Source organism: Plantibacter sp. CFBP 13570, from assembly GCF_014841395.1.
In the GTDB taxonomy this organism is placed as follows: domain Bacteria; phylum Actinomycetota; class Actinomycetes; order Actinomycetales; family Microbacteriaceae; genus Plantibacter; species Plantibacter auratus.
On record NZ_JACYTW010000081.1, the window covers coordinates 1 to 11,455 of the forward strand.

13 protein-coding genes are annotated in these 11,455 nt (G+C 71.0%); 7 read left to right on the top strand and 6 right to left on the bottom strand.

Going from position 1 to position 11,455, the window contains the following annotated elements:
• Both IFT89_RS18030 and IFT89_RS18035 read right to left on the bottom strand, forming a co-directional pair.
• On the bottom strand, positions 1 to 530 hold a 530-nt coding region (locus IFT89_RS18030; protein WP_202939644.1), incomplete at its 3' end, for an alcohol dehydrogenase catalytic domain-containing protein.
• A 60-nt stretch (positions 531 to 590) separates the two neighbouring features.
• Positions 591 to 1,388 (bottom strand): HAD-IIA family hydrolase, encoded by a 798-nt coding sequence (locus IFT89_RS18035; RefSeq protein WP_079705004.1) that lies wholly within the window; start codon positions 1,386 to 1,388, stop codon positions 591 to 593.
• Positions 1,389 to 1,558: 170 nt separating this feature from the next.
• Here IFT89_RS18035 and IFT89_RS18040 point away from each other — a divergent pair, with 170 nt between their 5' ends.
• Positions 1,559 to 2,164 carry a TrmH family RNA methyltransferase gene (locus IFT89_RS18040; RefSeq protein ID WP_202939651.1) on the top strand — a complete coding sequence of 202 codons (606 nt, stop codon included), beginning with the start codon at positions 1,559 to 1,561 and terminating at the stop codon, positions 2,162 to 2,164.
• A gap of 247 nt (positions 2,165 to 2,411) precedes the next feature.
• Entirely contained in the window at positions 2,412 to 2,732 is a 321-nt protein-coding gene (locus IFT89_RS18045) for a hypothetical protein (RefSeq protein WP_202939645.1), read from the top strand.
• Positions 2,733 to 3,162: 430 nt separating this feature from the next.
• Here IFT89_RS18045 and IFT89_RS18050 read toward each other — a convergent pair whose 3' ends face one another.
• The 3 genes from IFT89_RS18050 to IFT89_RS18060 form a co-directional block, all read right to left on the bottom strand.
• Positions 3,163 to 5,040 (bottom strand): YhgE/Pip family protein, encoded by a 1,878-nt coding sequence (locus IFT89_RS18050; protein ID WP_079705006.1) that lies wholly within the window; start codon positions 5,038 to 5,040, stop codon positions 3,163 to 3,165.
• Between the two features lie 70 nt (positions 5,041 to 5,110).
• On the bottom strand, positions 5,111 to 5,767 hold the full coding sequence (locus tag IFT89_RS18055; protein ID WP_202939646.1) for a hypothetical protein: 657 nt from the start codon (positions 5,765 to 5,767) through the stop codon (positions 5,111 to 5,113).
• The gene (locus IFT89_RS18060) at positions 5,757 to 6,452 is read right to left on the bottom strand and encodes a TetR/AcrR family transcriptional regulator (protein WP_202939647.1); all 696 of its coding nucleotides are present in this window, start codon (positions 6,450 to 6,452) and stop codon (positions 5,757 to 5,759) included. Before IFT89_RS18060 ends, IFT89_RS18055 begins: the two co-directional genes overlap by 11 nt.
• 125 nt (positions 6,453 to 6,577) lie before the next feature.
• Between IFT89_RS18060 and IFT89_RS18065 the strand changes: the two genes are divergently transcribed.
• A complete protein-coding gene (locus IFT89_RS18065; RefSeq protein WP_064295552.1) occupies positions 6,578 to 7,054 on the top strand; it encodes a DUF3151 domain-containing protein in 477 nt (158 codons plus the stop codon).
• A 50-nt stretch (positions 7,055 to 7,104) separates the two neighbouring features.
• Here IFT89_RS18065 and IFT89_RS18070 read toward each other — a convergent pair whose 3' ends face one another.
• Positions 7,105 to 7,857, bottom strand: a complete 753-nt coding sequence (locus tag IFT89_RS18070) for an HAD-IIB family hydrolase (protein WP_202939648.1) — start codon at positions 7,855 to 7,857, stop codon at positions 7,105 to 7,107.
• Between the two features lie 252 nt (positions 7,858 to 8,109).
• Between IFT89_RS18070 and IFT89_RS18075 the strand changes: the two genes are divergently transcribed.
• The 4 genes from IFT89_RS18075 to IFT89_RS18090 all read left to right on the top strand — a co-directional run.
• A complete protein-coding gene (locus tag IFT89_RS18075) occupies positions 8,110 to 9,396 on the top strand; it encodes an adenylosuccinate synthase (protein ID WP_064295554.1) in 1,287 nt (428 codons plus the stop codon).
• Positions 9,397 to 9,429: 33 nt separating this feature from the next.
• Positions 9,430 to 9,723 (top strand): winged helix-turn-helix transcriptional regulator, encoded by a 294-nt coding sequence (locus IFT89_RS18080; RefSeq protein WP_079705009.1) that lies wholly within the window; start codon positions 9,430 to 9,432, stop codon positions 9,721 to 9,723.
• 42 nt (positions 9,724 to 9,765) lie between these two features.
• Positions 9,766 to 10,881, top strand: a complete 1,116-nt coding sequence (locus IFT89_RS18085; protein ID WP_202939649.1) for a lactonase family protein — start codon at positions 9,766 to 9,768, stop codon at positions 10,879 to 10,881.
• 49 nt (positions 10,882 to 10,930) lie between these two features.
• Positions 10,931 to 11,455, top strand: a 525-nt coding sequence (locus IFT89_RS18090; RefSeq protein WP_307783546.1) for a GNAT family N-acetyltransferase, incomplete at its 3' end; no start/stop codon positions are given.

Below are 11,455 nucleotides of genomic sequence, written 5' to 3' on the forward strand. Positions count from 1 at the left end.
ACGCCGCCGCAGCCGACGACGAGCAGGCGCTCCCCGCTGCGGAGCCCGGCGCGGTGGACGAGCCCGCGGAAGGCCGTCGCGAAGCGGCACCCGAGGAGGGCGGCGGCGCCGGCGTCGAGGGACTCGGGCACCGGGATGAGGTTCACGTCGGCGTCATGCAGGGCGACGAGCTCCGCGTAGGACCCCCAGTGGGTGAAGCCCGGCTGGGTCTGGTTCGGGCAGACCTGCCCGTTCCCGGCGAGGCACTGGGCGCAGCGTCCGCACGCGCACACGAAGGGCACCGTGACGCGGTCGCCCACGCGGAACCGCTCGACGGCGGGGCCGACAGCGTGGATGCGCCCGACGAGTTCGTGGCCGGGCACGTGGGGGAGGGCGATGCCGTCGTCGTGCCCGAGCCAGCCGTGCGCATCGCTCCGGCAGAGCCCCGTGGTCTCCACCCGCACCACGACGCCGGCGTCGGACGGCACCGGATCCGCGACGTCGCGGACCTCGGGCTCGGCGGTGAACTGGTCGTAGACGACGGCGCGCATGGAAGTCCTCGGTGCGTGGCGGGCGGAGTGGATCGGTGTGGCTGGTGGTGGCGGGAGGGCCTAGATCTCGACCTCGACGGGCTCCGTCTTCACGAGGTCGATGACGCCACTCAGGATCTCGTTCGGACGGAACGGGTAACGGTTGATCTCGGCCTCGTCGCTGATGCCCGTGAGCACGAGGATCGTGTGGAGACCGGCCTCGATGCCCGCGACGATGTCGGTGTCCATGCGGTCGCCGATCATGCCGGTGTTCTCGGAGTGGGCGCCGATCTTGTTGAGCGCCGATCGGAACATCATCGGGTTCGGCTTGCCGACGACGTAGGGCTCCATGCCGGTGGCCTTCGTGATGAGGGCCGCGATGGCGCCGGTCGCCGGAAGCGGGCCGTCCTTGCTCGGTCCGGTCGCGTCCGGGTTGGTCACGATGAAGCGTGCGCCACCGGCGATGAGGCGGATCGCCTTGGTGATGGCCTCGAACGAGTAGTTGCGGGTCTCGCCGACGACCACGTAGTCGGGGTTCGTCTCCGTCATGGTGAAGCCGGCCTCGTGGATGGCCGTGGTGATCCCGGCCTCCCCGATGACGAACGCCGAACCGCCCGGCTCCTGCTCGGCAAGGAAGGCGGCCGTCGCGAGCGCGGAGGTCCAGATGAACTCCTCGGGCACGTCGAGCCCGGAGGCACGCAGTCGGGCGCTCAGGTCGCGCGGGGTGAAGATCGAGTTGTTGGTGAGCACCAGGAAGGGCGTCCGCTGGTCCTGCCACTGCTGCAGGAGCGCTGCGGCACCAGGGAGGGCGTGGTTCTCATGGACGAGCACGCCGTCCATGTCGGTGAGCCAGCATTCGACCTCGTCGCGTCGTGACATGCGTTCCTCCAGGTGCTCCGTGCGGGCTGCGCGAGCGCTGCGCCGCGGGGGTGGCGCGGCGTCGGGCCCGGACCTCCAGTGTGGCACGGCGCGGGTAGGGTTGGCTGGTGTCAGAGACCCCGCTCCACCCGGTCGACCCGGTCGTCGGCCCTGATCAGGCCGAGAGCCCGATGGTCGGCGTCGGTCCATGGCAGGGGGAGTGGCCGGAGGACCCCTGGTACGACCCCGAGCTGCTCCGCGACGGCGACACCCGGAACGTCGTCGACCGCTACCGGTACTGGTCGATGGAGGCCATCGTCGCTGACATCGACGACCACCGCCACCCGTTCCACGTCGCCATCGAGAACTGGCAGCACGACATGAACATCGGGTCGATCGTGCGCACCGCCAACGCGTTCGCCGCCGACACCGTCCACATCGTCGGACGCCGTCGCTGGAACAAGCGCGGAGCCATGGTGACCGACCGCTACCAGCACGTCGAACACCACGTCGACGTCGCGGCGCTCGTCGCCTGGGCGTCGGCGGCCGAGCTGCCGGTCATCGCGATCGACAACGTGCCGGGATCGGTCCCGATCGAGACGTTCAGGCTCCCCGAGCGGTGCCTCCTCCTCTTCGGACAGGAGGGGCCGGGGCTCTCGCCGGAGGCGCTCGCCGCGGCCGATGCGGTGCTCGAGATCACCCAGTTCGGGTCGACGAGATCGATCAACGCGTCCGCAGCAGCGGCCGTCGCGATGCACGCCTGGGTCATGCAGCACGTCTCCTTCGACGCATCCTGATCGGGTTGGCCCCCGTCCGCGGGTGGTTTCCAACGGCAGCGCTGCGCCTACCTCAGGAACACCTCAAGATTCCCTCAATTGGCACCCTGGTCCCCCAAAGTGCCGACACCGCCCGGCATACTGTCTAGCGGAGCAACACTCCACCGCTGAACCCGAATCCCTCCGGCACCCGAAGCCACCGAGGGCCACCGCACGGACCCGAATCCGTGCGGTGCGAATCGGCGGTCACCCGAAGGATGAATCGAAGATGACGCACCGTTCTGCCCTGGGAGCCTCGCCCGAACGAGGAACCCGCCCGTCCAAGGTCCGTGGCATCGCCGCGCTCGCCGTCCCCGCAGCCCTCGCGGTCGCCCTCATCGTCGGCGTCGCCGCGCCGGCTCAGGCCGACACCCGGGTCGACGAGGCGTCGAGCTCGATCAGTGCGACACAGACCGGCTCGGGCGAGCTCATCGCTCCGGCCGGTGCGTTGTTCGCGTCGCTCCTCATCTGGGGAGCCGGAGCCGCGTTCGCGACTCGTCGTCGGATGCTCGCCGAACAGCGCGAGGAGGCGTCGCTGCTCTCCAGCTGATCAGCGCGCTGCACCCGCAGCTGGTCGCCGTGGCCCGAACCACGACGCTCAGCCGCTCCAGACGGAACACGCCCGTTCCGTCGCACCGGTGGCCGCCGGGAGTCCCCCCACTCCCGGCGGCCTCCGGTGTTTCCGGGGTACGACGGCAGGGTCTCCGCCACGGACGACGGCCGGTCCGTCCGGTGGCTCGACGACGTTCCAGAGAATCTGCCGCGTTCCGCGTCATGAACGAGCGTTCGCGCGATCACTCAAGGGAGTGCAACGCTGTCGGGCGGACCCGAACCCGGATCGACGCGGCGCTCAGACGCCGACGTCGAACGATGCCCGACCCGAATGGGCGTCGCACGCAGCAGGCGTACCGCACGCGCCGGAGCGTCGTCCCACCCGAGGACGACGCTCCTGCGCGGGCGCCTGCGCGCTCGACCGGTGCCTAGCCGATGAGGCTCGGCCGGAGGTCGCGGAGCGTCCTGGCGTGCGTCATCCGCGTCACGCCGATCGCCGAGAGGCTCAGCGCGATCGCCAGCCAGGCGAGCAGGACCCCGGCGTCCTGCAGGGCGGCGTCCATCCGTCCGCCGTACATCAACTGGCGCATGCCGTCGACCGCGTAGGACATCGGGAGCACGTGATGCAGGGCTGCGAGCGGCGCCGGGAGTGTCTGCCAGGGGAACGTCCCGCCGGCGGTGACGAGCTGGGCGACCATGAGCACGAGGCCGAGGAACTGCCCGACACTGCCGAACCACACGTTGAGCGTCAGGATGATCGCCGCGAAGGTGAGGGACGCCAGCGCCATCATCCCGTAGGTCGCGAGCGGGTTGTGGACCTCGAAGTGCAGGGCGCCGGCGAGGATGCCGAACAGCGCGACCATCTGGATCGTCCCGAGGAGGCCCGGCGTGAGCCAACCGGCGACGGTCACCTTGATGGGGCTGTGGAGCGCCGTGATCGCGCGCCGAGACACCGGCTTGACGATGAGGAAGAGCGCGTAGATGCCGATCCAGGCGGCGAGGCTGACGAAGAACGGCGCGAGTCCGGCTCCGTAGGTGCCCGCGCTCGTCACGGAGGAGTTGGTCAGCTTGACCGGATCGGCGATCGTCTTGGCCTGGAGTTCGCGGGAGTCCGCCGTGGTCGCGGGGATGGCGTCCGCGCCCGACTGCAGACCGTCGCGGAGGGTGACGATGCCGTCACGGAGGGTGCCGAGCCCCGTCTGCAGGCTCGTGAGGCCGGTCTGCAGCGATGCGGCACCGTCGGCGGCCTGCTGTGTCCCCGAGGCGAGCGCGGGCATCGCGTCACTCAGCTTCCGGGCACCTCCCGCGACCTGCTGGGCGCCGCTGTTCAACTGGTCGACCTGCGACACGACGGTCTGGACGCGCTCGTTCGCCGTCGTGGCGTCAGCGGCCACCGGGTCGAGCAGTGCCAGCACCTGGGCGATCTGCTCGGGGGTGAAGCCGTTCTCCGCGAGGGTCTGCGAGATCTGCGCGCGGGCCGTGGGGATCGAGTCGACGAGCCGCTGGGCGGCTGCTCCGACCTCGTCGCCCTTGCCGGCGAGGGTCGAGGTCCCGGACGCCACCTGCTCGGCACCCGAGGCCAGCTGGTCGGTCTGGGCGGGCAGGCTGGCCGTCCCCGAGGCGATCTGCGCGGTGCCGGACGCGAGGGTCGCCGCGCCGGCCTGGGCCGTCCCGGCACCGTCGAAGGCCTGCTGGGCGCCGTCGGCCAACTGCGTCGCGCCCGAGGTGGCGTCGACGAGCTTCGTCTTGATCGTGTCGAGCGCGATGAGGAACCGGCCCGCGGCCTGGCGGTTCACCGTCTGCACGATGGTCGCCTTGATCTGCTTGACGGCCTGCTCGCCGATCGTCGTCGCGAGGTAGCTGTTGGCGTCGTTGGTCGTGAGTTGGACCGTCGCCTGCTGCGGGGCGTCGCCCGATGCGGAGGTGAGTGAGGTCGAGAAGTCGGCGGGGATCGTGACGCTGAAGTCGAAGGTCCCGTCGTTCACGCCCCGGGCGGCGTCGGCCGCGCTGACCTCGTGCCAGGCGAACGATCCGTCCTCGATGAGCTGGTCGGCGATGTCGTCGCCGTAGTTCTCCGTCTCGCCGGTCGCGTCGCCGGTGGTGTCGTCGGTCGCCGGCGCACCGGTGTCCTCGACGACGAGCGCCACGGGCACCTGGTCGAGCTTGGCGTACGGGTCCTGGTTCGCCCAGAGGTACAGGCCGCCGTAGAGCAGCGGGACGCACATGAGGGCGACGAGGGCGAGCCGCGACATGGGCGTGGCCCACAGGCGGGACAGTTCGGCGCGGATCATCGCGAAGATCTTCACAGGAGGTCCTTCTGGGGACGGGTGGTGCGGGATGAGGGGAGGGCTGGACGGTCGTGGTGCACGGTGTGCGTCACGACCAGTCCTGCTGGAAGAGGGGGACGAGTTCGTCCGTGGCGTTCTCGGACACCGGGGCGTCGGCGGTGGCGTTGATGGCTGTCGCCGAGGCGTCACCGGCGATCACGAGGACGCCGTAGCCGCGGGCGGCGAGTTTGCGGGCGAGCTTCCACCACTCGAGCGGGTCGCCGCCGTGGCGGTCGGGGGAGACGAGGACGAGCGCGGTGACGTCCTCCCGGAGGACGGCGAGCTCGGTGAGGAGCCGCACGCGGTCGGTCGGCGCGACGGTCGAGATCGGCTGCTTCGCGAGGTGCGCGAGGTCGAGCGACTCGAGGAACCGCGCGACGGCGAAGGGGTGGCTCGCCCGGCCGGCGAACATGAGCTCCTCGGCGACGACGCCGGAGACCGCGACGCCGCTGGCCGGTTCGGAGACGTCGGGGGCGTCGATGAGCGCGATCACGCGTCGCATCGTCTTGCGGTCGGTCGCTCCGTCGACGAGGACGGTCCCGGTGTCGGGCTTCATGCGGCCGGAGGCGATGAGGCCGAGGACGGTCGGCCGCTGCTCGGTCTCGGCGCGGGCGAAGGTCGCCTCGCCCGTCCGGAAGGAGAGGGAGGTCGGCTCGAGGACGATGCCGCCCTTGCCCTTGGAGACGCCGTCGAGTTCAACGCGCATGGGAGGACTCCTCGTTCGTACCGGTGCCGGTGGTGTGGCGGTGGGTGTCTGCGTGTTCGGTGTCGGCGCGGTCGGCGACCGCCGTGGCGTCCTGCCATGACAGGCCGACCGCCCCGAGGGTCGCGAGCATGACGAGGCGGCGGCCGGCGCTCGTCGAGAGGCCGGACCGGGTCGCCTCTTCGAGCACCCCGACGGCCGTGCTCTCGACGAGTCGGGCGAGCACGCCGGCGTCGATGTCGGGGCGGATGGAACCGTCCGCGACACCGGCCTCGACGGTGCGGAGGAGGAGGGTCCGAACGGGTTCGAGGGCGGCCGCCGTGACGGCGCGGAGCGGCCCGCGGACGGCGAGCGGCGCCATGATGCGGACGTGGTCCACCTGGGCCCAGAGGACGTCACCGATGAGCGCGATGGTGGTGAGCGGGTCGTCGCCCTGGACGGCCGTGATCGACGAGGCGACGCGCTCGGCCCCCGCCACGACGACGGCGTTCACGAGCTCGTCACGCGTGGCGAAGTGTCCGTACACCGAACGGCGGGTGAGGCCGGCGGCCGCCGCGATGGTCTCGAGGCTGGCGTCGGGGTCGCTGCGGAGCGCCAGGCGGGCGGCTTCGAGCAGCGCGACGCGGTTCTCGGCGGCGTCGCGACGAGGGGCTCGCGATCCGCTCGTAGGCGCTTGGGTGGTGGTCATGACAGCGATCGTACTATCTTGCACAGCAGTGTGCAATATCGATGTCGGCGGATGCGGCGAGCTCTCAGCGAGGGCTGCCAGCTTCCTCCCACGCCAGGGCATGGGAACGGAGCTATGGTTGAACGATGACCGGTGAGAATCTGATGGCAACCCCTCCGACACTGCTGCCGGACGACAGCGCCACCGATGCCGAGTTCCATGCGGCCGTCGGTTCGATCGAGGCGCTGGCGGACCTCCTCGCGGCCCACCCCCGCTCCTCGCTCGGCTGGGCACTCCTCGCCGACGCGGTCCACGACCCCCAGTCGCCGATCCCCGGCTACGCGGCCGCTCGGGTCGGGTACCACCGCGGCCTGGACTCGCTCCGTGCCGCCGGCTGGCGCGGTCAGGGCCCGATCCCGTGGTCGCACGCGCCGAACCGCGGGGTGCTGCGCTCGCTCTACGCGCTCCGCCGCTCCGCGAAGGCGATCGGCGAGACCGAGGAGGTCGAGCGTCTCGACACCTTCCTGCGCGAGGCCGACCCCACTGCGTCCGAAGAGATCGAGTACCTCGTCGCGGCGGCGGCCCCGCCGACCTCCGCGATCGTCATCCTCGGCTCCGACTAGCCCTTCGACAGGCTCAGGGACCGGGGCCGACAGGCTCAGGGGCCGACGCCCTACAGGCCGAGCGACTCCAGGTAGGCCGCGGTGTCCTGCCAGCCGTGCACGGCCACCGACGGCACCCCGAGCGCGAGGACCGGGTAGTCGTTGCCGCCCTCGTCGAGACGGTCGCCGACGAAGACCATCTCCTCCAGGGGGATGCCGGTGTGCTCGGCGAGCCGTGTCATGCCGAACGCCTTGTCGACGCCCGCCATGGTGATGTCGACCGAGGTCGAGCCGCCGGAGCGGACCTCGAGGTCGGAGAGCAGCGCCTGCACGGCGGCGCGCAGCGACTCCTTCTTCGCGCCGTCGGGGTCCCAGGCGGTCTTCTCGGCGACCGGCGCGGCCTGCCCGAGGGCGGAGAAGGTGATCTGCGAGCCGCGGTCCTCGAGGATCGGGCCCCAGGTCTCGTCGGCCCAGAGGCCGAGTCGCTTGGCCTCGGTCTCGAGCGCGCCCATGGCGCGGGCCTTCTGATCGTCGGTGAGGTCGTGCTTGTAGACGGTGACCCACGCGGTGCCGTCGAAGCGGTCGTACCGGGTGCCGCAGGTGGGCATGAGGTGCAGTCGGCCGAGGGCCTCGGGCGACGCCGCTCCGAGCCGGTCGAGCACCTGGTTCTGGAACTGCACGATCTGGCCGCCCGAGATGATGCACACCGAGGTGCGTTCGAGGAGCGCGACGAACAGTTCGGCCATGCGAGGGTCGAGCGCGGACTTCGACGGGGCGAGGGTGTCGTCGAGGTCGAAGGCGACGAGGCGCGGTAGGGAGGTCATGGGTTCCGTTCGGTCGGTCGAGAGGACGGTCGTCGAGGGCGATCGGCAGGCAGGACGGCCGCCCGAGGCCTGAACATCCCCTCATGGTATCGAGCGCAGCCTGGGACTCGGTGCCCGTGACCCTCCTCCGGTACGATGGAGGGGTGCGTGCACGAGACGCCCGCCCGCAGAGGGTGGGCGTCCGGCCTGTCAGGGCGAGGTTCCCCAGCGGATCCGCCGGGCACACGAGAATCCGGAAGGGGCGGCATCCAGATGCCAGCAATCGTGATCGTCGGCGCCCAGTGGGGCGACGAAGGCAAGGGGAAGGCCACCGACCTGCTCGGTGACCGCATCGACTACGTCGTGAAGTTCAACGGCGGCAACAACGCGGGGCACACGGTCGTCATCGGTGACGAGAAGTACGCGCTCCACCTCTTGCCGTCCGGCATCCTGACGAGCGGCGTCGTCCCCGTCATCTCCAACGGTGTCGTCATCGACATCGAGGTGCTGTTCCACGAGCTCGAGGCACTTCAGGCCCGCGGCATCGACGTCTCGCGCCTCCTCGTGAGCGCCAACGCGCACGTCATCACCCAGTACCACCGCACCATCGACAAGGTGACGGAGCGCTTCCTCGGCAAGCGCCAGATCGGCACCACCGGCCGTGGCATCGGCCCGGCCTACGCCGACAAGATCAACCGCGTCGGTATCCGCATCCAGGACCTCTTCGACGAGAACATCCTGCGCCAGAAGGTCGAGGGCGCCCTCGACCAGAAGAACCACCTGCTGGTCAAGGTCTTCAACCGCCGCGCCATCACGGTCGACGAGATCGTGGCCGACCTCCTCGCCTACGCCGAGCGACTCCGCCCGATGGTGGCCGACACCGCGCTCGTGCTGAACGAGGCGCTCGACGATGGCAAGATCGTCCTCTTCGAGGGTGGCCAAGCCACGATGCTCGACGTCGACCACGGCACCTACCCCTTCGTCACCTCCTCCAACGCGACCTCGGGTGGTGCGGCCACCGGCTCCGGTGTCGCCCCGAACCGTCTCGACCGCGTCATCGGCATCGTCAAGGCCTACACGACCCGCGTCGGCGCCGGCCCGTTCCCGACCGAGCTGTTCGACGAGTCCGGCGACTACCTCCGCTCGAAGGGCTTCGAGTTCGGCACGACGACCGGCCGCCCGCGTCGCGTCGGCTGGTACGACGCCCCGATCGCCCGGTACGCGGCGCGCATCAACGGTGTCACCGACTTCGTCCTGACGAAGCTCGACATCCTCGACGACCTCGCCACCATCCCGGTGTGCGTCGCCTACGAGGTCGACGGCGTCCGGGTCGACGAGGTGCCGGTCTCGCAGACCGACTTCCACCACGCCGTCCCGATCTACGAGGAGTTCCCCGGCTGGCAGGAGGACATCACCGGTGTCCGCCGCTTCGAGGACCTGCCGAAGAACGCCCAGGACTACGTGCTGGCGCTCGAGGCGATGAGCGGTTCGCGCATCTCCGCGATCGGCGTGGGTCCCGGCCGCGACGCGATCGTCGTGCGTCACGACCTCGTCGACTGACCCGAGCAGCGAACGACGAGGGTCGAACGCGCCATGGTGGACGAATCCAGTCAGCCGTCCCTGCCCGGGCTGCCACCGGTCGAGGAGCTCACGAGCGGTGAGGTCAGGCCTCGCCCGGCGGTGCGTGCCCAGCGCGACGCCGGGGCGCTCGACCCACGGGTCCGGCGCGCCCTGGCGACCCTCGACGACGATCCCGACCTGTCGCTCGTCACCCTCGCGAACGCGCTCGGGATCACCCGCGCGACGCTCATCCGGATCGTGCGTGAGGCGATCGGCATGACCCCGAAGGAGTACGCGGCAGGCGTCCGCGCCCGCCGCATCTCCTGAGCGGGCGCCGGTGCGAGACGGCGCAGGTGGGAGACTGTGGGGGTGAGCGACGACAACCCCTACCTCCTGCTCGGTTCCTACACCTCGGAGGCCGACGGCACCGGTGCCGGCATCAGCCTGCTGCGCCAGGACGAGGCGGGCCCCCTCCGCCTCGTGCAGTCGTCGGAGGCGCAGTCGCCGTCCTTCCTCACCCTGCACCCGACGCTGCCGATCGTCTACGCGGCGAGCGAGTCGACCGGGGCCGTCGAGGCGTTCAAGCGCTCCGGAGAGTTCGGGCTCGCGCCGTTCGGCAAGCCCATCGAAGCCGGCGACTCGGTGTGCCACGTCGCGACGGTCCCCGGTGCCGACGTCCTCATCGCGAGTTGCTACGGCGATGGTCGGGTCGTCACGGTGCCGCTCGCGGAGAACGCGGCGTTCGCAGGCGACCCGCGTCTCGGCGAGGCGTCCGTCGACCCCTGGGCGTCGCCCACCGCGCTCGCGGCGGAGTCCGCGGACGCGGGTGAGGACGCGCTCACGCTCCTCGCGCTGGAGGCCGCTGTCGGCGAGGCGCTGCCGTCCCGACCGTCGCGCGCGCACGCCTCGGCGCTCCTCCCGGACGGCCGCATCGCGACCACCGATCTCGGCCACGACACGGTCCGCATCTGGCAGCTCCGTGGGTCGCGGTTGGTGCTCGACCACACCGTCGTGTTCCCACGCGGCACGGGTCCGCGACACCTCGTCGTCCACCCGAGCGGCCACCTCCACGTCATCACCGAGTACTCGGTCGAGGTCTTCACGCTCGGTGTCGACGGCACCGACGGGCACTGGCACATCCTCGCGGCGACCATCGCCACCTCGGAGGGCGTGTCCGAGGGGGACACGGGTGCTGAGATCAGTCTCGCCGCCTCGCGCGAGCAGCTGCACGTCGGCGTCCGCGGGAGCGACCGCATCGCCACGTTGCGCGTCACCGGCGACGGTTCGCGGGTCGAGGCCGTGGCCGACGTCGAGTGTGGCGGGACGATGCCGCGCCACCACCGGGAGTCGGGTCGCTTCCTGCACGTCGCGAACCAGCTGTCGAACTCCATCGCGAGCTTCCGGCTCGATGAGCGCACAGGGGTCCCGACGACGCTCCTCGGGACGCTCGACGCCGGTTCGCCGACCTGCCTCATCCTCGCCTGACCGCGAGACCGGTCCTCGCGCGACGCCCGCCACCGGATACGGTGGAACGGTGACCGCACGACGCCCTGAGCCCCGCCCCATCGACGGCCGGACCATCCGCCTCGAACCGCTGGACCGCGCGCACTATCCGGAGCTGTTCACGGCGATCGCGCACCCGGAGGTCTTCGCCGGCGGCTACGGCGGCGGGCCGGCGGGATTGCCGACGACGCAGGCCGAATTCGACGCCTTCGCCGACGGCTACTTCACGACCGGCGTGCGCAACACCTACGTCATCCGGCTCGTCGGCGGTGAGCACGACGGACTCCTCGTCGGCACGTCCACGCTCGGTGACTTCGACGAGCCGGGGGAGGCCGCCCACCTCGGCTGGACGGCCTACGACCCGCGCGTCTGGGGCACCGCCGTCAACGCCGAGACGAAGCTGCTGCTCCTCGGGCTCGCCTTCGACGCGGGCTTCGGCCGGGTGAAGATCCAGGCCGACGAGCGCAATGAACGCTCACGGACCGCGATCCTGCGCCTCGGGGCCACGTTCGAGGGGCTCATCCGCCGCGACAAGCAGCGGGCCGACGGCACGTGG